The organism is Clostridium ragsdalei P11 (genome assembly GCF_001675165.1).
Classification (GTDB): domain Bacteria; phylum Bacillota; class Clostridia; order Clostridiales; family Clostridiaceae; genus Clostridium_B; species Clostridium_B ragsdalei.
On the sequence record NZ_LROS01000003.1, the window covers coordinates 20,883 to 44,744 of the forward strand.

At 31.4% G+C, this 23,862-nt stretch carries 21 protein-coding genes and 1 riboswitch; of the genes, 3 read left to right on the top strand and 18 right to left on the bottom strand.

Annotated elements, in window-relative coordinates; all coding sequences use genetic code 11:
• Positions 1–8 precede the first annotated feature (8 nt).
• From CLRAG_RS01220 to pdxR, 18 genes are all read right to left on the bottom strand, one after another.
• Positions 9–674, bottom strand: coding sequence for a cobalt-factor II C(20)-methyltransferase (locus tag CLRAG_RS01220; protein WP_065076779.1), 666 nt, complete (start codon positions 672–674; stop codon positions 9–11).
• A 179-nt stretch (positions 675–853) separates the two neighbouring features.
• Positions 854–1,420, bottom strand: coding sequence for a precorrin-6Y C5,15-methyltransferase (decarboxylating) subunit CbiT (cbiT, locus tag CLRAG_RS01225; RefSeq protein ID WP_065076698.1), 567 nt, complete (start codon positions 1,418–1,420; stop codon positions 854–856).
• A 17-nt stretch (positions 1,421–1,437) separates the two neighbouring features.
• On the bottom strand, positions 1,438–2,055 hold the full coding sequence (gene cbiE, locus CLRAG_RS01230) for a precorrin-6y C5,15-methyltransferase (decarboxylating) subunit CbiE (RefSeq protein WP_065076699.1): 618 nt from the start codon (positions 2,053–2,055) through the stop codon (positions 1,438–1,440).
• Positions 2,056–2,077: 22 nt separating this feature from the next.
• On the bottom strand, positions 2,078–3,160 hold the full coding sequence (cbiD, locus tag CLRAG_RS01235) for a cobalt-precorrin-5B (C(1))-methyltransferase CbiD (protein ID WP_065076700.1): 1,083 nt from the start codon (positions 3,158–3,160) through the stop codon (positions 2,078–2,080).
• A gap of 25 nt (positions 3,161–3,185) precedes the next feature.
• Positions 3,186–3,806 carry a precorrin-8X methylmutase gene (locus CLRAG_RS01240; RefSeq protein ID WP_013239823.1) on the bottom strand — a complete coding sequence of 207 codons (621 nt, stop codon included), beginning with the start codon at positions 3,804–3,806 and terminating at the stop codon, positions 3,186–3,188.
• Between the two features lie 38 nt (positions 3,807–3,844).
• Positions 3,845–4,921, bottom strand: coding sequence for a nicotinate-nucleotide--dimethylbenzimidazole phosphoribosyltransferase (gene cobT, locus CLRAG_RS01245; protein ID WP_023162145.1), 1,077 nt, complete (start codon positions 4,919–4,921; stop codon positions 3,845–3,847).
• Positions 4,922–5,027: 106 nt separating this feature from the next.
• Positions 5,028–6,362: a cobyrinic acid a,c-diamide synthase CobB gene (locus CLRAG_RS01250; RefSeq protein WP_065076701.1), complete on the bottom strand. Its 1,335-nt coding sequence runs from the start codon at positions 6,360–6,362 to the stop codon at positions 5,028–5,030.
• Positions 6,363–6,385: 23 nt separating this feature from the next.
• Positions 6,386–7,360, bottom strand: coding sequence for a porphobilinogen synthase (hemB, locus tag CLRAG_RS01255; protein WP_065076702.1), 975 nt, complete (start codon positions 7,358–7,360; stop codon positions 6,386–6,388).
• A gap of 5 nt (positions 7,361–7,365) precedes the next feature.
• Positions 7,366–8,826, bottom strand: a complete 1,461-nt coding sequence (cobA, locus tag CLRAG_RS01260; RefSeq protein WP_065076703.1) for a uroporphyrinogen-III C-methyltransferase — start codon at positions 8,824–8,826, stop codon at positions 7,366–7,368.
• A 10-nt stretch (positions 8,827–8,836) separates the two neighbouring features.
• Positions 8,837–9,709: a hydroxymethylbilane synthase gene (gene hemC, locus CLRAG_RS01265; protein ID WP_065076704.1), complete on the bottom strand. Its 873-nt coding sequence runs from the start codon at positions 9,707–9,709 to the stop codon at positions 8,837–8,839.
• Entirely contained in the window at positions 9,706–10,368 is a 663-nt protein-coding gene (locus CLRAG_RS01270) for an NAD(P)-dependent oxidoreductase (protein WP_065076705.1), read from the bottom strand. The genes hemC and CLRAG_RS01270 overlap by 4 nt, the downstream gene beginning before the upstream one ends.
• 21 nt (positions 10,369–10,389) lie before the next feature.
• Positions 10,390–11,499, bottom strand: coding sequence for a pyridoxal phosphate-dependent aminotransferase (locus CLRAG_RS01275; protein ID WP_065076706.1), 1,110 nt, complete (start codon positions 11,497–11,499; stop codon positions 10,390–10,392).
• A 33-nt stretch (positions 11,500–11,532) separates the two neighbouring features.
• The gene (gene cbiB, locus CLRAG_RS01280) at positions 11,533–12,486 is read right to left on the bottom strand and encodes an adenosylcobinamide-phosphate synthase CbiB (RefSeq protein WP_065076780.1); all 954 of its coding nucleotides are present in this window, start codon (positions 12,484–12,486) and stop codon (positions 11,533–11,535) included.
• Between the two features lie 50 nt (positions 12,487–12,536).
• A complete protein-coding gene (locus tag CLRAG_RS01285; RefSeq protein WP_065076707.1) occupies positions 12,537–14,054 on the bottom strand; it encodes a cobyric acid synthase in 1,518 nt (505 codons plus the stop codon).
• 176 nt (positions 14,055–14,230) lie between these two features.
• Positions 14,231–14,403: riboswitch (cobalamin riboswitch) on the bottom strand.
• A gap of 111 nt (positions 14,404–14,514) precedes the next feature.
• Positions 14,515–15,240 (bottom strand): energy-coupling factor ABC transporter ATP-binding protein, encoded by a 726-nt coding sequence (locus tag CLRAG_RS01290; protein ID WP_065076708.1) that lies wholly within the window; start codon positions 15,238–15,240, stop codon positions 14,515–14,517.
• Positions 15,237–16,043, bottom strand: a complete 807-nt coding sequence (locus tag CLRAG_RS01295; RefSeq protein WP_065076709.1) for an energy-coupling factor transporter transmembrane component T family protein — start codon at positions 16,041–16,043, stop codon at positions 15,237–15,239. The genes CLRAG_RS01290 and CLRAG_RS01295 overlap by 4 nt, the downstream gene beginning before the upstream one ends.
• A gap of 99 nt (positions 16,044–16,142) precedes the next feature.
• On the bottom strand, positions 16,143–16,691 hold the full coding sequence (locus tag CLRAG_RS01300) for an NUDIX domain-containing protein (protein ID WP_065076710.1): 549 nt from the start codon (positions 16,689–16,691) through the stop codon (positions 16,143–16,145).
• Positions 16,691–18,139 (bottom strand): MocR-like pyridoxine biosynthesis transcription factor PdxR, encoded by a 1,449-nt coding sequence (gene pdxR / locus CLRAG_RS01305; RefSeq protein ID WP_065076711.1) that lies wholly within the window; start codon positions 18,137–18,139, stop codon positions 16,691–16,693. The genes CLRAG_RS01300 and pdxR overlap by 1 nt, the downstream gene beginning before the upstream one ends.
• A 203-nt stretch (positions 18,140–18,342) precedes the next feature.
• On the opposite strand from pdxR, the gene CLRAG_RS01310 reads away from it, so the two are divergent.
• The 3 genes from CLRAG_RS01310 to CLRAG_RS01320 all read left to right on the top strand — a co-directional run bounded on the left by CLRAG_RS01310 (position 18,343) and on the right by CLRAG_RS01320 (position 23,572).
• On the top strand, positions 18,343–20,505 hold the full coding sequence (locus CLRAG_RS01310) for a YhgE/Pip domain-containing protein (protein WP_065076712.1): 2,163 nt from the start codon (positions 18,343–18,345) through the stop codon (positions 20,503–20,505).
• A 190-nt stretch (positions 20,506–20,695) separates the two neighbouring features.
• Positions 20,696–22,855, top strand: coding sequence for a YhgE/Pip domain-containing protein (locus CLRAG_RS01315; RefSeq protein WP_065076713.1), 2,160 nt, complete (start codon positions 20,696–20,698; stop codon positions 22,853–22,855).
• A gap of 156 nt (positions 22,856–23,011) precedes the next feature.
• The gene (locus CLRAG_RS01320) at positions 23,012–23,572 is read left to right on the top strand and encodes a ferritin family protein (RefSeq protein ID WP_065076714.1); all 561 of its coding nucleotides are present in this window, start codon (positions 23,012–23,014) and stop codon (positions 23,570–23,572) included.
• Positions 23,573–23,862: the final 290 nt, after the last annotated feature.

The window sequence follows — 23,862 nt, forward strand, 5'->3', positions numbered from 1 at the left end:
TTCCTCCTTTAATCTCTTTGGGCTATTATAAGAGACATATAATCTCTGCTTTTTAGTATATCTTCTCTATTTTTAAGTATTTCTTGTCCTTCTCTATAAGCTCTCTTTACACATACATACTTGAATCCTTTTTCTTCTAATACATCTAACACATTTTCTTCTTTTCTATACACTTTCATTATTACTACAAATTTTTCATCTGTTATCTTATCTACCTGAGATGCAGGAAGGATCAAAACCCTTTCATCTCCTATAACAATGCTCTGTCCTGCCAGACTTGCAGCAGCACAAAAAGATGTTATTCCAGGCACAGTTTCTGTTTTATACCCCTTGTTTTTAATATGCTCCAAAAGATATATATAGGTGCTGTATACAAAAGGGTCACCTATAGTCAAAAATGCAACATTTTTACCTTCATTTAATCTTTCCTCTATAGTCTTAAAAGCTTCAAATATCTTTCCTTCCTGCTCTTTTCCACCCATTGGAAAGTGTTTTATTATAACTTCTTTACTTTCATCTACAAAATTTTTAGCTGTATCAAAAGCTATGCTTCTATCTCCATCTTTTGCTGAAGGTGCAACTATTACTTCACATTTCTTTATTACATTTACAGCTTTTAGCGTCAGTAATTCTTCATCTCCAGGTCCAACTCCTATACCATAGAGAGTACCCATCTTTAAGGTATCTTTTTCCATAAGTTTTCACATCCTCACTACATAATACAAAGTTTAAAGTCCAAATATCAAAGTTCAAATAATGATGACTTCCTTCGCACCTCAGCAAATCTATAATTTTAATGTTTTGTGATATTAGAAGATAAATTGTCATTATCTGTTATTTGTTATTTAACAAATTATAAATTACGAATTGCACTTACTATAAATATACTATTATTAGAAGTCATCATATAGCTATTTGCCCTGGTCTTGTTTATTGATACTTGTATGCATTCTACTTCATAATTCATACTTTTTAAAGTATCCAAAGTTTTATATAAATTATTTAAGGTTATAAAATTGAGCACCATTTTTCCATTTTCTTTTAGCTTTGCACCATATCTCTTTATTATTTCCTCTATATTTCCTCCGCTGCCGCCTATAAATACAGCATCAAAATAAGGCTTTATACTGCTCTCTACTTCAAGTGCTTCTCCTTTTACAACTGTTAAATTGTTTACATTGAATTTTTCTATATTTTTTTCAATTACAGAAAGTGCTTCTTCATTTTTTTCAATGGCAACTACCTGTCCCTTAGAGCATATCTTAGCCATCTGCACACTTACAGAACCTGTCCCAGCACCTACATCCAGCACCCTATAATCTGACTCAACGCCAAGTTTTGCAATGCTGAGTATTCTAATTTCCTCTTTTGTCATGGGACAGTTTCCTCTTATAAATTCATCATCTTTTATATATCTCATAAAAATTTCTCCCACTTTTATAGAGTTTTATTTTCAATTACAACTACACAAAGACCTCCAAAGTCTTTATTTTTTAGCTCTGCAGCACTTCCTGAAGTGATTTTCTCATCCTCGTAAGAAAGATTTTCTCCTACATGCACTACTGCATCTACAGCATTTTCTTCTAGAATGCTGCACAGATAATCTGGTGAATGTTTTTTATCTGTAAACCATATAGAAATATGATTTTCCTTCACTATGCCTAAAAAATCTTCCTCTCTGCCGTGGAGACTTCCTAAAAAGGCTCCCTGCCAGCTAAGTTTTACTTTTGCCATCATATATTGAAAAGAGCTTATACCTGGAATAACTTCTATGTCACCATCATAATTCTTTTTTAAATACTCTGTTATACCATAGTAAAGTGGATCTCCAGAAGCTGTAACAGATACGCTTTCATATTTTCCAGATTGCAAAATATCAAGTATATCCGTTAACTTTTTTACCTTTATCTTATTGCCTTCTATAAAGTCCAAACTATCTACTGCTCTTTCAAAACCCAATATAGCCTGCGACTGTTTCATTACAGCTGCAGCCTTTGGAAGTATGTAATCTTTATTTCCAGGTCCTATGCCTACTATAAAAACCTTTGTATTCATAACCACACCTACTATTAAAATTTTACTTAGAAAGACTGCTGTAGAGAACTCCTCTTTTCATTGAATACATTATAACATCTGCTTCGATTGAATTATAGGTGTACTGTTCTATTCTATTTTTTACCTTAATACCTATATTTTCATAAAGCTCGTCATATCCATCTCCTAGAAGTTCCACAGCTCCTTCTGTAGTTTTTTCATTATACACTTTTTTTACAAGTTGCAAGTCTTCTCCCATTAAAGCAAGTTCCAGTGCCATTGTCTCAAGTCTTACATCTGATACCCTGCTGTGGGTGTTAAAACATCCTGAAGCAATTTTACTCATCTTACCTATATGTCCAATTACAAGTACTTTCTTTATGTTTTTGTTCATACAGCATCCCAGTGCAAAGCCAACATAGTTAGACATTATAACCATCTTGTTTTTATCCAGCTTCAAACTAGCTGCCATATTTTCTCCCATGTTTCCAAAGAGAAGTATAAGATCTTTGCACCCTTTAGCTATCTTTTGATTTATCTCAAGTTCCACAGACTGTTTAAGTGCTTCCTCAGACATAGGCATTACAATTCCACTTGTTCCAAGTATAGAGATTCCTCCTACTATATTAAGCCTTGGGTTAAATGTCTTCTTTGCTATTTTTTCACCTTCGGGCACAAATATAGTTATTTCTACACCTGAGTTTTCGGGAAGTACTTCTTTTACTTCTTTTTCAATCATCTTTCTAGGCACAGGGTTTATAGCAGCTTCACCTTTTTTCACATATAGTCCTTCACCTTTAACTATTCCAACCCCTATGCCGCCTTTTAATCTATATCCTTTAGATATTTTATTTGCTCTTGCCCATATCTCTATGCCATTTGTTATGTCTATATCGTCTCCACCATCTTTTAAAACACAGCACTCTACAAAATCTTTTCCATGCTTTACTTTTTCAATAGGTATCACAAGTTCAATACCTTTTGGAGTATCTATTTTCACTTCTTTTAAATCAGTTTTAAAATACAGCATAGTGGAAGCAGCCTTTGCAGCTGCTGCCGCACAAGAACCTGTAGTATATCCACATCTAAGTCTTTTTCCATCACAATTTACATACATGTCAAGCACAATATCACCACCTAAAAGTGCTAAATTATCTAGTTATCATATACATAAGTGCATTTACTATAGCAGCTGCTATGTTACTGCCACCTTTTCTTCCCCTTATAGTTATCATAGGTACATCAAGTTTTTCTATTTCCTCTTTGGAGTCTGCAGCTCCTACAAATCCTACTGGTGCTCCTACTATAAATTTAGGCTTTGCCTTTCCGGCTAAAGTAAGCTCCTTTAATTTATAAAGTGCTGTAGGGGCATTTCCAAATACAAAAAACTCCACACCTTCTTCTACAGCTTTTTCTACAGCTGCCATAGAACGAGTTATTTCTTTTTCTTTAGCTATATCTGCTATTTCACTTCTACTTACAAAACATTCTACTTTGCAGTTTAGCTTTGCAAGAGCCTTTTTATTTATTCCTGCTGCAGCCATATTTGTATCTGTATATATGGTAACACCTTTTTTTAAAAGTTCCAGGGCACTATCTACAGCTCCTTCTCTTATATAGAGTATATCTTTATATTGAAAATCTCCTGTAGTATGTATTACCCTCTTCACTATAGAAAGTTCTCTTTCAGGGAAATTACATTCTCCCATTTCTTCTCCTATTATTTCAAAACTTCTTTTCTCTATTCCCATAGGTGATTTTATATAATCCATAATAATCTATTCTCCATTTCCTTATATGAAGTTAAAAACTACTTTTCCCTTATATCTATAAATTTATCTGAATTTTTTACATCAGCTTCTTCAAAAGTTGCCATATTGTCCATAGTATAAAGTGCGGCCTCTATTACTGAAAACTCTAAAGGACATCCTGAACCTTCTCCAAGTCTCATATCTAAATTTAACATAGGCTTTAATCCCAGTTCCCTCATCACATAGCTTATAGCTGGTTCTGCAGAAAGATGAGAAGGAAATAAATAATCTCCTACCTTTTCGTTTAATTTAAAAGCACATAAGGCAGCTGCCGAAGATATAAATCCGTCAATTACAATAGGTACTCTATTTTTTGCAGCTCCTAAAAAGCACCCGCACATTCCTGCTATATCAAACCCACCTACTTTTGACAATACATCAATAATATCTTTTGGATCTGGTTTATTTACATCAATAGCAGCTTGTACAGCTTTCTTTTTACTTTTAAGTTGTTCATCTGTTATTCCAGAACCTTTTCCAACTGTAAGGTCTACTGGTAAACCTGTGATTGCACTTAAAATTGCAGAACTAGTGGCAGTATTACCTACACCCATTTCGCCTGTTCCAAAAAGGTTATATCCCTTTTTTACAAGATCATCTACTGACTCTATTCCTGCTTCAATGGCCTTTATGCATTCTTCTCTAGTCATGGCTGGTCCTTTAACCATGTTTTTAGTACCGTAGGCTACTTTTTTATTTATTATTTTAGGATCATCAAAGTCATAATCCACTCCTACATCTACTACAGTTATGTCAGACTTGGCAAAATCTGAAAGCACACAAACTCCTGTTATACCTCTTGCAAAATTTTTAGTAACTGTTACTGTAAGATCTTTAGGACAGTTACTTACCCCTTCTTCTACTACTCCATTATCAGAACACATAATAACTATATTTTTTTTATTTATTTTATTATGTATTTTTCCTGTAATTCCTGCCATCTTGGCAGCTATTTCTTCAAGTTTTCCAAGGCTTCCTATAGGTTTTGTCAAGCTGTCCAATCTTTTCCATGCCTTTTTTACAGCCTCTTCATCTTTTCCCTCTATGCACTTTAAAGTTTCTTCAAATAAACTCATAATACATACCCCCAAATTTACTTTTAAAATTATTAAATTGACCCTTTACTATATAAGACACTAAAAACACAAAAATAGTAACGCATTTTTTAAAACTTTTTTATTTTTATTTTTTTGATGCCCCTGAAATCTTTTGTAACATATCTAAGTTTCCGAAAAAATGGACATGGGCATAAGCTCCTAAAGTATTGTTTTTAACATAGCCACAGTTCCATTTTTTTATTTTTCCATCGTAAGTATCTTTAGTGACGTTGTAAATTTTTTGTTCCTGTGAATCAATATAAGATTTATGAAACTCATGACAATTTACTTTAAGTCCTAAAGGTAAAATGTTATTTTTTTCAGCCACTTCTATCTCTGCATATCCAAAGTTTTGTAACCTTGAAGTCATGTGAGCCTTTCCTTTAAAAAATCCAACTGTATCAAAAACAGCACTTTTATCTACATTTTCCATACCCTCTGTCAAATACATAAGTCCGCCGCATTCAGCATAGCACCTAAGTCCCGCTTTTAATTCTGTTTTTATACTTTCCATCATAGATCTATTATTGCTAAGCTCTTCTATAAAAACTTCAGGATATCCGCCTCCTATGTACAAAAAATCTATATTAGAAGGTAACTTTTTATCTTCAAGGGGACTAAAAAATGTAGTTTCACCTAGTTCCTCTAAAAGTTCTATATTTTCCTTGTAATAAAAGCTGAAGGCTTTATCGTAAGCTACTGCCGTTCTTATCTTCCTATTTTCAATATGATAGTCGTCCTTAAAGTTCTTGTTTTCCTTAAAACATCCCAGCAGCATTTCAACATCCACATTTTTTAAAATGAGTTCACTGCATAGGTCTATTTTTTCATTTAAGTCACCTACTTCACTGCTTTGGACAAGTCCTAAATGTCTACTCTTAAGGGAAAGCCTTTCATCCTTTGGAATGTAGCCAAATACCTTTATATTGCAATTTTTTTCTACAGCAGCTTTCAAAAGTTTATAGTAACTATCTCCTATATTATTAAATATAACTCCTGCTATATTTAAATTTTCAAAGTTCACTATTCCATTTATTTCAGCACATAAGGTAGTACTTTGAGACTTAGGGCTCATAACAAGTACCACAGGCAAGTCCAGTACCTCAGCTATATTAGCTGTAGAATACTTGCTGTCTATCCCCTTGCCGTCATATAATCCCATAACACCTTCAATTATTCCTAGGTCTCCTTTTCCTCTACTGAAAGAAGCCTTTACTCCCTCTTCTCCCATAAGGTATAAATCCAAATTTCTAGAACTAGTTCCAGTTATACTTCTATGAAATGCAGGATCTATATAATCCGGTCCCACTTTGTAACCTTGAACTTTATAACCTTTTTTCATAAGTGCTTTCATAAGTCCAATAGTTACTGTAGTCTTTCCGCCTCCACTACTGTTTGATGATACAATAATACTTTTCAATACCCATCACCCTATTTCATTTTTTACTTGAAGTCTTCTTTAATCCACCTGCATATGTCAAGAGCATAATAAGTAATTATCATTCCTGCTCCTGCCCTCTTTATGCAAGTTAGCATTTCTTTTACTATGGCTTTTTCGTCTATAAGACCAGCTTTAGCTGCTGCTTTAACCATGGCAAATTCTCCACTTACATTATAAGCCGCTACTGGCAAATCAAATTTGTCCCTGGCAAGTCTCACTACATCTAGATAAGGAAGAGCTGGTTTTACCATTATTATATCTGCCCCTTCTTTTATATCATCTTCTATTTCCAGCATAGCTTCTCTTACATTGGCTGGATCCATCTGATAACCCTTTCTGTCACCAAATTTAGGTGCTGAATCCGCTGCATCTCTAAAAGGTCCATAAAATGCAGAACAGTATTTGGCACTGTAAGCCATTATGGCTACATTTTTAAATCCATTTTCATCTAATATGTTTCTAATAGCCTCAACTCTTCCATCCATCATATCAGATGGTGCTACCATATCTGCTCCAGCTTGTGCATGAGAAAGTGCTATTTTAGCTATATATTTAAGTGTTTCATCATTGTCTACTTCATGTCCGTTGAGTATTCCACAGTGGCCGTGGCTTGTATACTCACACATACATACATCTGTAATTACATAAAGTTCTGAGTCTAATTCTTTTAGTTTTCTAACTGCCTTTTGAATTATTCCATTTTCCTCAAAAGCTGAAGTTGCCACCTCATCTTTATGATCTGGAATTCCAAATAAAATTACACTCTTTACTCCCGCATCTTTAATTTCTTTTACAGCTTCAGGAAGTCTGTCAATAGAATAGTGGTAATTATTGTCCAGTGAAGATATCTCTTCTTTAATATTTTCTCCTTCTACCACAAATAATGGGTAAATAAAATCGCTTGGATTGAGTACAGTTTCCCTAACCATATCTCTTATAATTGGATTCTTTCTAAGTCTTCTGTGTCTTCTAAACATGTTTTTTACTTCCCTTCTAATAGTCGTTTTATAACTCCGTCTGTAGTATATTCTTCAGACATTTCATAATCTATATCATGCTTTTTCAGCTCTTTACCTGTTATAGGTCCTATAGAAATTACCTGCTTTTCCCTTATAGCAGAAAGTCCTACAAGTTCTATCATGTTTCTAACTGTAGTTGGACTTGTAAAAATAACTGTATCTACATCATTAAAACAATTTTTATCAGTTAAGCTACCAGCTATTGTCTCATAAGTATAACATTCATCTACTATGCAGCCTTCTTCTCTCAAGGCTTCTGCCAAATAAGGCCTTGCATTTTTAGATCTTGGAATAAATACTTTGTCTCCTTTTCTTATGAAACCTTTCATTTTATCATGGAGACTTTCAGCTACAAACTTTTCTGCCACTATTTCAGGTATAATTCCCTTATTTTTTATGGCTCTTTCTGTAGCAGGACCTATAGCTGCAAATTTTCCTTTTATATTTCTAATATCATAATTTTCAGTTAGAAGCCTTTCAAAAAAGCTATTCACCCCATTTACACTGGTGAAAATAATATAATCATACTCCGGCAATTTATCTAAATACTCTTTGATATTTTCTGAAGTATATTTTATTTCTATAGAATGTATTTCAGTAACCTGAGCTCCTAAATCAAGAAGTTTTTCTCTCATTTCACGAGACTGGGCCTTTGATCTTGTGATACATACATTTTTCCCAAAGAGAGGCTTTTTCTCATACCAATCAAGCTGATCATTGAATTTTATAACATCTCCTATGACTATTATGCAGGGAGAAGTTAATCCTGCCTCTTCAGCTTTTTCTTTTATATCTTTTATTTTTCCTACAACTTTTTTCTGCTTTGAAGTAGTTCCCCTCATAACTACTGCACAAGGAGTATTTTCATCCATACCATTTTCCTTAAGCTTGCTGCATATTACTTCCAAGTTTCTAAATCCCATTAAGAAAATCAGTGTTCCTCCTATTTTAGCTGCAGCTTCCCAATTTATATCCAGCTTTTCAGCAGTCTTTCCTGTAAAGATATGAAAGCTTCGAGCTACCTTTCTATGAGTTACAGGTATTCCTGCATAATTTAAGGCTGATATTGGAGAAGTTATTCCCGGTATGACCTCAAACTCTATATTTTCTTTTAAAAGAGCCAGTGCTTCTTCTCCTCCTCTTCCAAATACATAGGGATCTCCGCCTTTAATTCTTCCTACTACATGTCCCTTTTTAGCAAGTTCAACTAACATGTTATTTATTTCATCTTGATTTTTATAATGGCAACCTGGTTCCTTACCACAGTAATATATTTCACAGTCCTCATTTACATATTTTAAAATTCCAGGGCCTGCCAATCTGTCATACATAACTGCAGTACATTCACTTAGTTTTCTCACTGCCTTTAAAGTTATAAGTTCTTCATCTCCAGGTCCTGCACCAATAAGATAAACTTTACCCATAGTATCCTCCTTAAGCTTTCAATATCATTTTTGCAAGTTTTTCACCTAAAACCATATAATCTTCCTTGTTCCCTGTTACATCTTTTTTTATAAGTTTATTTCCTACCATGAACATTCCCATGATATTTATAGTATCTTTATCTATTTTTGCATAAGCACCTATGGTGGAATGACAATCTCCATTTAATGTCCTCATAAAGCTTCTTTCAGCTTCTACACAAATTCTTGTATTTTCATCGTCTAATTTACTGAAAAAGCTCTTATTTTTACTATCTTTTTTTGTTTCTATGCCGAGAGCTCCTTGTCCAATTGCAGGTACCATATCTTCCACTTTAAAATACTCAGTAACTAGTTCATCTAAGTGAGATCTTTTAATTCCTGCAGCTGCCAAAACTATACCGTCTAAATTTTGGCTTTCTATTTTACTTATTCTAGTCTGTATATTTCCCCTTATAGGAGCTATCTCTATATCCGGCCTTAATATCTTTAACTGTTCTGCTCTTCTATTGCTACTTGTCCCTATTTTAGCTCCTCTAGGAAGTTCATTAAAAGGTACTTTATCTTTAGATACAAAGGCATCTCTTACATCTTCTCTCTGCATAATAGCAGCTATTTCAAAATCTTCCGGCACATCAAAAGGTACATCTTTCATACTGTGAACTGCCGCATCTGCTTCATCTTTGAGAAGTGCCAGTTCAATTTCCTTTAAGAAAAGACCTTTTCCACCTATTTTGTTTAAAGCTATGTCAAGTCTCTTATCTCCCATTGTTTCTATAAGCACTTTTTCACATTTTGCATTATAATCTTTTTCCAGTATATCCATTACTATTTCAGTTTGAGTCTGGGCTAATTTGCTCTTTCGAGTTGCAATTTTAAAATTCAAATGTTATCACCATCCTGTGTTATCCTTAAATTTGCTGTTGTAAAAAACATATTTATTACATCTAGGGCCTTTCCCTTTTTATAAAAAAAGTAAAAATCCTCTGTGCATATAAACTTCATAATTTTTTTCTTATCATCTATACTACAAATGCTGTTTCTTATATGAGAAGTAAATTCTACAAATTCATCATAGCCTTTTATATAATTTACCAGCTTGTTTGCAATAAATACAGAAGTTACAGGTGATACTCCTTTTGTATTTATCCCAATTGAAATATTTTTAGTATTTCTCTGGCAGGGTGTAATGCAATTTCCATTTTCAGGCTTAGTTGCATCTATATATATTTTACATAACTTTCTACAATCCTCTGCTATGCTGTTGTTTACTTTCACATCATCTGTAGCTATTACCACAAGGTGCTTGTCTTCTATATACTTCTTTTCATACTCTGCATTAATTATATTTACATTAGAGAGACCAGATATATTTTCAAAATCATCCATAAACTTTTTAGACAATATATAAACCTGGCATCCTTTTTTTGAAAAGGTTTTTGATTTAATGTAAGCTGCATGTCCTCCACCTAATATAATTACTTTTATTTTAGGAGATAGCAGTGACACAAGCATATTATTATTTTCTAAATTGTTTACCTTCATCTCTCCTTCTCCCCTTAAAACTTAAGTAGTTACATCTTTACTTATTTTTTTTAACACCTGTAGTATTCTTTCATTTCTCCGCCTATCTTTTACTGCTAATCTTATAAATTTACTATCAAGTTCCTTAAAATTACTGCATCTTCTTATGAGAATATCTTCCTTTAAACATCTATCATATAGCTTCTCACAATCTTCATATTTCATTTTGCATAATACAAAATTGCTGTAGCTATCATACACTTTTTCAAACAAAGGGATTTCTTTTAACTCATCTATCATAAATTTTCTTTCTTTTTCTATCCAGCAAATGGAGTCTTCTATGTATTTCTTATCTTTAAAAACATTCTCAGCTGCTATTTCCGCAAAAGAGTTTATGTTCCATGGATTTTGTTTGGATTTTATACTTTTTATTAAATTTTTATTTTTACAAAGACCATATCCCATTCTTATTCCCGGAAGTGCAAAAAATTTAGTAAGAGCTCTGATTAAAAATACACATTTATATTTCTGAACTTCCCTTAAAAAAGAACATCCTCTTTTTCCTGTAAACTCCACAAAAGCTTCATCTATAATTATTGTTTTATGATTTTCCTCACAGTAATCAAGTATTTCTTTAAACTTCTCTTTATCTATTACGCCGCCATTTGGGTTATTGGGATTACCTATAATTAATGCTTCTGACTTTGTGATTTTTTGTCTGATATCTTTATAATCATACTCCATATTCTCTTTTAAATGTGAATGTATTATTTGGCAGTTCCATTTTGCTGCATTTTTTTCATATTCTATAAAAGAAGGTACTACAATGCAGATGCTTTTAAAAGAACTTATTACAAGATCTATTATTTCTGCAGCTCCATTGCCTAATACAATGTTTGTATCTTCCATGCTGCTTGATATTTTTTCTTCTTCAATATAAAAATAACTTAACGAGAAATTTATGTACTCTTTTATTGAATTTTTAAGTTGTCTATACTCCACATCAGGATATTTTTCTACATCTTTTAATGCTTTCTCTATATTTTCTTTGAAACTTAAAGGTACTCCTAGTGGATTTATATTTGAACTGAAATCCAAAAGCTTTCTTCCCTTTAAAAGTCCCTCTGTATATATATCTCCACCATGTTCCATAATAACACATCCCTATATCATTAATTTTCTAAATTACGCTCTGGGTAATCCAATTATAACTATTCCACATAAAATCATAAAAAGTATTTCAGTAAAATACATAATTATTATGCACTGTCCTATATGTTTAAAACTTAGTTCCATAAGTTTATCCCCTATAGTAGGTTTATATACTACTTGGCCAAAATAAACATTTGTGCCACCAAGCTGTATTCTCATAGCCCCAGCTGCTGCTGCCTCAGGATAGGCACAGTTAGGACTCTTGTGATTTTTCCTGTCCCTTATCATTATTTTAAAAGACTTAAAAGGATTTCCTTTTACTACAAAAGCTGATATACACATAAGTACCCCTGTAATTCTAGAAGGTATAAAGTTAAATACGTCATCTACCTTTGCAGGGAAAAATCCTATGTACCTATACTTTTCATTCATATATCCAAGCATGGAATCCATGGTATTTATCCCCTTATAAAGCATAGCAAGTGGTGCTCCAAAAATAGCTGCATATATAAGTGGTGCTATTACTCCATCGGAAGTATTTTCCGCCACAGTTTCCACATCTGCCCTTATTATTTCCTGACTGCTTAAAGAGGATGTATCTCTTCCAACTATATAAGAAAGCTTGGTCCTTGCATCTTCAATATCTTCTTTTTTAAGGGCATAGGATACTTTTTTCGCCTCTACAGCAAGGCATTTAGCAGAAATAGTTGTCCAAATAATAAATGTATTTAATATGTTATATAAAATAACATTTTTTCTTAAAAGCATCAGCACTGCAAAAGGCACAATAAAACTAACCATTGCTACTAGAAATACTATCAAACCACCAAAGGCCTTTAAGCTCTCATTTTTTTTACAAAGCTTTCTTCCCTTTTTATCTAAATAAGATATAAGTTTTCCTATATATATAACGGGATGGGGAAACCAATAGGGATCTCCAATTATCCAATCAATTACAACTGCTATCACAATATCTATTAAATTCATAAATACAAAAGAACTGGACAAATTTAACCCCTCTTTTCTAATATTAATTATTATCTTTTAATGCCCATAATACTATATATCTTATCTATATCTAAATTCTTTCGCACTATGCTTGCTAACTTATCCAATTCTCCTTCTCTGAGATTTTCATATGCTTTTGATTTTTTATACCCTAATCCTTTATTTTCCCTTATTTTATTCACAATGAATTCTCTAAAGTCAATTCCATCAAAAACTCCATGTATATAAGATCCAATTACATTTCCTGACATATTTATGGCACCATCTTCTGTGTCAACCTTTTCACCATTTTTATCAGTTATATTAAATAATGGTCTTGCATCTTTTCCATATTTGCATATTCCCATATGTATTTCATATCCGTATACATCCAATTTTCTATTAGTTAAGGATTCGCCGTCCTTTTTCATTGGGAAGTCAATTTCGCTTTTTGCATTTACTCTAGTTGTAACTTTTTCTTTTTCAAATATAGTTTCTATGTCCAAAAGTCCTATACCTTCTACTTTTCCTACATCTGTCTCCACTCCATAAGGATCTTCTATGACTTTACCAAGCATTTGATATCCACCGCACAGTCCTATGACAAGTCCAGTTTTACTATATTCTTTTATACGGTCTTCAAGGCCGCACTGCCTAATTTTAAGTAAATCTTCTATAGTATTTTTACTTCCTGGAATAATGACTAAATCCGGATTCCCAAACTCTTCTACAGATGTTATAAATCTTACGGAAACGTCTTCTTCACTTTTAAGTGCATCTAAATCTGTAAAATTAGATATATGAGGCAGCTTTATTACAGCTATGTCAATAGGTGCTGTAACCTTTTTATTGAATTCTACAGCTCCATCTTCATCCTCAAGGGCCAATCTAAAATGAGGTATGACGCCAAGGCAAGGTACCTTTACTATATCCTCAAGCATCTTAAGGCCAGGCTCCAGTATATCTTTGTCTCCTCTAAATTTATTTATTATAGTACCCTTTACTCTTTTTTTCTCATCCTCTGTAAAAAGCAACATTGTTCCTGCAATGGATGCAAATACTCCTCCTTTGTCTATGTCTCCTGCTAAAAGTACTGGTGCATCTACTGATTCTGCCATACCCATATTCACAATGTCTCTATCTCTTAAATTTATTTCTGCAGGACTTCCTGCCCCTTCCATTACTATTATGTCAAATTTCTTCTCCATCTTTTCAAAGTGTTCTTTAAGCATATCCCTAAATTCCAGCTTCATATTATGATATTGCATAGCAGTGCTGTTGCCATACACTTTTCCGTTAACTATGATTTGGCATTTCTTATCTGAAGTTGGTTTTAACAATATAGGGTTCATATATGCTTCCGGCTGCAATCCAGCTGCATAAGCCTGAAGTACCTGAGCCCGTCCCATTTCTTTGCCATCTAATGTTATATAGGAATTCAATGACATATTTTGAGATTTAAAAGGACACACTGAATAACCATCTTGTTTAAATATTCTACAAAGGGCTGAAACAATTATACTTTTTCCTACAGAAGAACCAGTTCCCTGAATCATAATTTTTGCCATAACAATTACTCCTCCCAAAACTTCCTAAATATAATAAAAAGTTTACTTTTAATTAATACACACATATCTATATTAAAACCAAAAGGCAGTAAGCTTTAGAAAGCTAACTGCCTTTAACATAAAAACCTCAACTTAAGCTGAGGTTAAACACACTAAAAGTTTCTCTCCCTCCGAAAGCATATAATAACAATCAGGCAGGTCTCCTGGCTTATGATTCATATTTACTTTAACCTTCCTCTTTTAAGAGTGGTAACTAAAGTTCATCATCAAATACAGTAGCGGGGGCTGCTGCGGAGTTTAACCGCATTCCCTTTTCACCTATAAAGGCACCTGAGTCTTCTATTTAATTTATACTCTAAGTTTATTATAATTAGAGTTTTATGTCAACTTGAAATGTCCAATATATTACATAAAACAAATAAAAATTTCATGTAATTCTAAAGTATTACAGTTAATAGCATTATTTGATATTATATTTTACTAAAAATTCAGTATCTTCCATTACTTTGTTGTAAGAGTCATCCCTTATTATATGATGATCTTCAGAAAATACAAGAACTCGTTTAAAAAGTCCATTAACATATTCAAAATCATGTGTTGAACATATTATAGTTTTCCCTGCTTTATTTAATTTGATAAAAAGATCATTTAAGAATTTCTTTCCCTTAGGGTCTATTCCACTCATAGGTTCATCTAAAACCAGAACTTCAGGATTGAGAGCAAGTACAGCAGCTATAGCCACTCTCTTTTTTTCTCCCCCACTTATGTTATAGGGCTCCCTGTTTTCTAAATCTTTCACATTTAAAAGTTCTAGACAGTCATTTACCCTTTTATTTACTTCATCTTCATCCATTCCCATTTGCCTTGGTCCAAAAGCAACTTCCTCGTATACACTAGAGCAAAAAAGTTGTGCGTCGGAGTTTTGGAATACAAATCCTACTTTTTTATGGAACTTCTTTGAGAAATTACCTCTTTCCAATTCATTTTTGCATATTTTCACATCACCAAAATAGTAATTTCCTTTTGTGGGAAATACCACTCCATTTAATAATTTTAAGAAGGTAGATTTACCGCTTCCATTTGCACCTATAAGTGCTATGGATTCTCCTTGTTCTATAGTTACATTTATATCTTTTAATACTTCATTATTTTTATATTTAAAAAAAGCGTCCTCAATTTTTATCATCTTAATCCCACCCTAGATATGTAAAAATACATAGTTATGATAAATACATTAACTATTAAATATATTAGATCAAAAAACTTAAATTTAAATTTTTTGTGAGACACATACTCTCCTGTAAATCCCCTGCATTCCATAGCGCAATACATTTCATCTCCCATTTCTTTTGATTTTAAAAATAAACTGCCAATTATCTTTGAAATAGAAGAATATTTTTTACTATTTCTTCCTATAGATCTAAGCTTTAGTGCATAAAACATGTCCAAAGAAAATTCACCTAATATATAAATATATTTTAAAGTTATGTCAAATACCAAAATAAATATGTCTGGTATAAAAAACATTTTTAGTGCCTTAGTTATATCATGCCATTTAGTTGTGTAAGATAAAACATTTATTGAAATTATAGTACCAGCTACTTTTAGTAAAAGCATTTCACTATTTCTAATATTCCCCATAAGTATGGAAGGTATGAGCATTATAAATGTAAAAAATGGAATAGAAATACTTAAAAGCAGTATTCTTTTTATATCTTGAACATCTAAAAAACTTAGAATTAGTAGAAAATAAACATCTACAAGCATTATATAGGTAAAATTTTTAGACAATGATAAAAATAATATATTTAGGATAGTAAAGGAAAGTTTTAACATAGGATTTAAATTGTACATAAAGCTATTATTTACTTTATTGTTCCTTTTAATAAGAGATAATAGATGTAATATAGAAAATATACTTTTATCTATAAATTTGTCTTTATCTTCTTTGGGAACGTATTCATCTTTTTTAAAAAGCCAATCCTCCATAAATACACCTTCAATTCTAATTTTTTAATTTTCCTACTTCCTTGTTAAAAATATATCATACTAACAATTATTATTCAACTAAATACAAAAACATTCTTGTTAGTTTAATCCATAAAAAACATACCATACACCCATTCCTATAGCAGTTCCACTTGCCTGTTCTTTAATTAGAAAATCTTTAAGTTCTTCTCTGTGAAGTGCAATTACCTGTATATCTTCCTCTGGCTCCAATTTCTGTATAGGAATTTGATTTTCAATTAAATCTTCATATATATCAACCCTTGCTAATGTAACTTTATCTGTTAAAAGTGCAGGATTTGAATAAAGCAAAGGGCTCATTGACTTTACTTCTCCCTTATATCCAGTTTCCTCCTCCAATTCTCGTAGTGCATTTTCGCCTATATTATCCCCTTCCACAAGACCTGCTGGAAATCCAATAACGTATTTATCTATAGCAGCTCTGTATTGTTTGATAAATATATACTTATTAGATGGTACAAGCTTGCTAATTATTACTACTGTATTTGTGGTATTAGTTCTCTTTATTCTTTCCCACTTTAAGTCCTCATTATTTTTTCCCTTATAAGTTATTTCCTGTAATTGAATCCACTTTCCTTTATACAGTGTTTTTTCCGATATTTTTTTCATCAAGTCCATCCTCCTATTTTTTTAGCCTCCTGGCCTATTATCATAATTCCTTTTTTTATATCTTCTTCACTGACCCTTGAAAATCCAAGCCTAAAGGTATCATATCCCTCATCATTTACATAAAATACATCACCAGGAGTAAATATTACTCCTCTATTACAGCACCTTTCTAAAAGCTTTCTGGAGCTTATATTCTTTAGCTTTATAAATATATGCATACCACCCTCACCCAATATCTCTTCGCAAGGAATATACTCTCTTGCACACTTTAAGGTAAATTCATATTTCTCCTTATATACTCTTCGAGCTTTCTTTATGTACTTTTCAAAATTTCCCTGATTTAAGTAATCATAAAAAATTGCCTGATCTAAAGAAGAAGTGTGAATATTCCTAGCCCTTTTACAACTCTCTAAATAGTTTATAAGCACTTTATCCGCGAGTATCCATCCTATCCTTATTCCAGGGAATAATACCTTTGAAAAGCTTCCTATATATAGGATACTATTTCCACTGCCGCTAAAAGCAGCTATAGGTGATACATGAGTTCCTGAATACCTAAGCTCTTCATTAAATCCATCTTCAATTATAGGTACATTATAACTTTTAAGTATATTATACAATTTTACCCTATTTTCAGGAGGCATGACAATACCTGTAGGATTTTGATAGGATGGAATAAAATATGATATCTTAAATTTATTTTTACCGAGCTCTTCACTAAGATCCTTTAAACATACTCCATCTTTTTCAACTTTCACTCCAGTTATATTGAGTCCATGTAATTTCATAATTTTAATTGCAGTATTATGGGTTGGATTTTCACACAGTATATTATCTCCCCTGTCCGTAAGGCAAGATAATATCAAATCAAATCCTTCTGTAAATCCATTTGTTATAAGTATACCCTTTTCCTTTGTACAAACTCCTTTACTTTCCATATATTTAAGTAAATATTGAATAAGAGGTCTATAACCTTTAGCATACCCATAATTCAACACTTTTTCTCCTTCTATAGACATACGATTTAAAAAAGCTTTTTTAAATTCATCTACATTAAAAAGTTTTTCATCAGGAGCTATACTTTTAAAGGATATCATTCCTTTTTCCCATTTTGCTTCATGTTTTATTATATCTAATCTTTCGGAAAGTTTTCCATATTGATTTATTTTATCTTCCCAATCTATACTCCACTTTTCCTGAAAATCTACTTTTACATCCGATACAAAGGTACCTCTTCCTTTTTTTATGTATACAAATCCTTCATCTTGCAAAAATTCATAAGCATACATTACGCTATTTCTGCTTATTTTTAGCATTGAAGCCATCTCTCTTGTGGAAGGAAGTTTTTCTCCGCTTCTAAGCATGCCCTTCAGTATCATATCTTTAATATAATCTTTTAGCTGTATATATACAAGTTTCTCTTTATTTATCTTCAGTTCCGAAAACATAACAAGTTTCACCTCAAATATATTCTTGCACAATTTTACTAATAAATAAAGAATAATATTATAAATAAGTTATTGACATATATTAAAAAAAATGTTTCAATAATACTGACTAGTCAGTTAATACTAAAATATTATATTATTTCATTATTGAAAACAATTTTCCATATATTTATTTTAGATATTTATAATAGGAGGATTCATATATGCTAAGAAATATTATAGAAGTTTTTAAAAGAGATATGAAAAGTATTGTTAAAAATAAAATGACAATGTTGATTGTTGCAGGTGTATGCATACTTCCATCTCTCTATGCATGGGTCAATATAAAAGCATGTTGGGATCCTTATGGAAATACAAGCAGCATTCCTGTAGCCATAGTTAATGAGGACAAGGGTACGAACTTGAAAGGGAAAAATTTAAATACAGGAAATGAAATTGTAGAAAAATTAAAAGATAACCATAAAATAGGATGGAAATTTGTAAACGCTAAAAATGCAGATATGGGTATTATAGATGGTACATACTATGCGGTGATAAAAATTCCAGAAGATTTCTCAAAGAACATTACCAGCATAACATCAGATGCTCCTAAAAAAACTCAAATCATTTATAAAGTGAATACAAAAAATAGTCCAGTAGCTCTTAAAATAACTGATGCAGCTAGAAATACACTGGCAGAACAAATAAAATCAAGCTTTATATATACAGTAAATCAAACTATATTTTCTTCTTTGAACATTCTTGGTAAAAACGCAGAAAATGATGAACAAAACATTATAAATTTGAAGGATGCAATAATAAAATTAAGTGACAATATGGATGTTATAACAGATGTTCTTGGAGGCATAAGTGATGATTCAAATGATTTGAATTCAACGCTTTCTCAGATTAAATCAGTTATTCCTATGATAAATTCAAGAATATCTACCTTAGAAAATGGTAATGAAACCAACAACTCATCTATACTATCCCTTCAGTCTTCCATGAATAATACCTTTGATAACATTACAATTAATTTAAACACCTCAAAGACTGATGTGTATAGAATTCAAAATTTGATATTAAATTTTAATTCAGCAGCCTCAAATTTGAAGTACTCAAATATAGATACCACTGTAACTAAAATCAATTATGAGATAAATATCTTATACAATAAAATCAATTCCACCATTAACATTCTTCAAAAATTTAATGATTTTAAGAACGATGACAATACATCAAGACTTATAAATTCATTAAAAAATACTAGGGATTCATTAAATACAGAGAAAAACAAAATAAACGATATTGAAAAACAGCTTGAAAGTTCAAATAAAATAAATAAAGATTTGATTAATTCAGTAACAAATGACACTGCAAATTTAAATCAGCAATTAATAGACGAAACCAATGAATACAATGGACAGGTAAGAAAAAGCTTGAATTCCACAGCAGCTGAACTTGTTGAGTCCACAGATAAAGCTTCTTCTGTTTTAAAATCTATGCAGGATCTTACTTCCCATGGAGATAATTCCTTAGATGTGTTAATAAACGGGAGTGAGCTGACAGCAAATTCATCCAGTAAACTAAACAATAGATTACTTGAATTCAAGGGTATTATTAACGATTTGGCAAATAAACTTAAACTAGTAACTAATAATGACATAATACAGATAATCACCATATTGCAAAATAACCCCAACTTTATGGGGAATGTCGCGTCAAGTCCATTTAATATCAAGGAACAGAATATATACACTATTTCAAACTTTGGCTCCTCCATGGCTCCAGCTTATACTACACTTTCCATCTGGATTGGTTCTATTATTCTTGTATCCATTTTTAAAACGGATGCAGACAGATTTAAAGGTGATGAAGGTTTGAACTTGAAAGAAAGATATCTTGGTAAAATGAGTACTTTTATAGTTTTTGCTTTAGCACAAGGATTTATAGTTGCTGTTGGGGACAAACTTTTGCTAAATGTCCAAATGGTAAATGCATTTTTAATGGTAATGGTAGCACTAGTTTCATCTTTTACTTTTACTGTAATAACATACACTCTTGTTTCCACGTTTGGGAACTTAGGGAAGGCTATATCCATTGTTTTGCTTATAACTCAGATATCAGGAAGTGGAGCCACTTATCCTATACAACTTGATCCACTTATTTTTAGAATAATACAGCCTTTGTTTCCATTTACCTATTCAGTAAGCGGATTCAGAGAAGCCATCGCAGGACCTCTCATAAGTACTGTAGCTATGGATTTTACATTTATGCTTTTAATTTCAATGTGCTTTATACTATTTGGTATATTTTTAAAGAAACATTTGCAAGATAAAATCTATAAATTTAGAACCAAGCTTACACAATCTGGTATGGGAGATTAAGGCATTTGAAAGAAAATAACAAGTCAAAGATGCGACGGATATTTTTTATCAGACAAGGAAGCAGGTTCCGCAGATAGTGAATCCTATCTAAGGGTTCTACCGACACAGTATGATAAAAAATATCCTAGCATACTGACTAGTTATTTCTTTGAAAATGCCTAAGACAATATTAATTTTAGGAGGGACTATATTGAAGGTAGTATTCAAACTATTAAAAAGAGATTTTAAAAATATAATAAAAACTCCATCAGTACTTGCCTTAATTTTATTATTGTGTATCCTGCCATCTCCCTATGCCTGGATTAGCATTAAAGCCTCATGGAATCCTTATGCCAATACAAATAGAATGCCTATAGGTGTAGTAAACAATGACAGTGGTACAACTATTAATGGTAAAAATATAAATGTTGGAGATGAAATAGTTAAAAATTTAAAGAAAAACAATTCTATAAATTGGATCTTTATAGATGACTGGCAGGGAAATTATAACCTTAATTCAGGAAAATATTATTCACTTATAGAGATACCTGCTGACTTTTCCAGCAAGCTTTCAACTTTAATTACAGCATCCCCTGAAAAGCCTAATATAATCTATAAATCCAATGAAAAGCTAAATGGAATAGCAACTAAAATTACGGATTCAGCTAAAACTTCCTTAGCAGATACTATAAAAAGCTCTCTTACAAAATCAGTAAACAAAGAAGCTCTCAAACTACTAAACTCTACAGGTAGAAAGCTTGAAACAGACAAGCCTGAAATTTTACAGTTAAAGGATACATTACCCGAAGCCGTATCCACTGTAAATGATATAAAAAATCATATATCACAAGAAAATTCCAACTCCAAAAGTCTTCAGCAATATCTAAGTGGAGTTCAAACAGATTTACCAAAGTTATCCAAAGAGATAAGCAGTCTCCATAATATTACAGCACAGAGCAGAACACTTACTTTATCTACCAAACAATCTCTGAATTCTACACAAAATGATTTGAATAAAGATATAAATGAAATTGAATCAAAAGAAAATCAAATTCAACTTTTACTTAACAACCTACAAAATATAAATAATACCGATGCTGGTAAAAGCTCAGCCGCAAGTATTATAGGAAATATGACTACTTTAAATAATTCTTTAATTGACAAAGTAGATATGGATATTAAAATTCTAAATGAGATAAATGAAATTACAAATACTAATATAACAAGTGATCTTATAAATTCATTGAAATCACTGAGAAGTTCGTTAAATACTGAAAACATTTATTTAGCGGAGTTAAAAGATTTAATAAATAGCAATTCTTCACAAGATAGCATTAATCAAGTTATATATGAATCTTCATCATTAAGTAGTGAATTATCGGAAGATATAAGCAATATATCAGATATGTTTTATTCAGGAACATATGAATCCATGAATTTATTATCAGACGCATTGACATCCAATTTAGATAGTATTGATTCAGTACTTAGCGCAACCGGGCAATTAGTACCTGAATTAAATCTTGTGGCAAACTCAGGAATATCAAGCAGTAAAAATTTAGTTAATCAAAGAGACAGGTTAAATAAAAAATTAATAGATATTCAAAATAACTTGAACAAATTAAGCGATAAAATGAAGGATTTAAACGATGAAAACTTAACTTCAATAATAAATATAATGGAAAAGGATCCTAATAAAATATCAAATCTTATATCATCACCTATTGAAGTAAAAAATGTTGAACTATATAATTCAGGTCTTTTTGGATATGGAATAACACCTTTTTACACTACTCTTGCAATATGGGTGGGAGTTTTGCTACTATGCTCCATACTAACACTAAAATGTAAAGATCTCGAAAGTGGAGAAAAGGTGAAATTGTCACATAAATATTTTTCGAAATTGCTTCTGTTTTTGGTAATATCAATTATACAAACTACCATTATAACTTTAGGAGACATATATATAGTAGGAATAAATCCTGAAAATTCATGGCTTATGATAGGATTTGCACTTACCTGCAGCTTTACTTTCACTATTATTGTAGTTACATTGGTATCTATTATGGGTAACATTGGAAAAGCCGTTGCAGTTGTAATAATGGTCTTTCAAATAGCAGGGGCAGGAGGACTTTATCCTGTAAAAACCTTACCTCAGATATTTGGAGTACTAGAACCTCTTTGGCCTTTTACATATGCTATAAATGGATTCAGAGAAGCTATAGCAGGACCTATTTGGAGTAATGTGTATAAGGATTTTCTCACTTTAATAGCTTTTGCAGGTGCATTTTTGATTATTTCTGTTTTAAAAAAGCCTCTTCACAAATTAACTGATAAAGCAGAAAGTGAATTCAAAGAATCAGGTTTATAGTAATACCAACAATTATATAATTAACTTGATAACAAATAATTATAGTATAATGTATTTATCTGATAATGCAGAATAGTAAATTATTATGGTGCAAAACTAATATGTAAGGGAATGATGAATACTGTTTATATAAGAAAGTTAGAAAGGATGTTTATTATGGTTAAAATGACTTGTATTGTTTGTGGTATGGAAATAAATGAAAAAAATTATAATTTTAATAAAGAAGCATTTATAAATTCAAATAGTAAAGAAAAAATAATGTATTGCCCATTTTGCGGAGCGCCAATTGAATATTTAATAGAAAATGGACAAAAAATAAAATATGATAGAAATAAATTGAATCAAAATTCCTTGAAAATAATAGATCATGCAGTTAAATTGGAAGTTTTTAATGGAGATTTTTATAAGAAAGCTTCATATATGGCAAAAGATAAAAATGTAAAAAGTATGTTTAAGTCTTTATCAAGCATAGAATATATGCATGCTAGAATTCATAAGAAAATAGCCGGCATTAAAGAAATGCCAGTACTTAAGGATATGGATTATTCAAAATATAATACCGATGAAAATTTGCTTGCTGCAGCTTGTCAAAGAGAAAAACATGCTGTAGCGTATTATAAAAAGTATGAAAAAGAAATCCATGAAGAAAACATTGCAAAGATATTTAATGCACTTTCTAAGGTTGAAGAGGAACATGTAAAGCTTACAGGTGAATAATTTAAAAGAATTGCGAAACAAAGTTTCACAAGTTAAGAATTAATAATGAAAAATTAATAGTAAAGGATGATTTTTAGCTATCGCAAAAAATCTTTAAATCTATATTAACCAGCAATGTTTCGCTTTAGCTAAACGAGAGCCATGAAAAGCTTAATCAAAGATTTTTTGTAGTGTAACGGAAAAAAATCCACATTAACTATTAATTCTTCATTATTAACTATTAATTAAAATATGTATTATTTATAACTAAAAATAAACTTATGCACAGAAACATTTTTACAATAATGAAG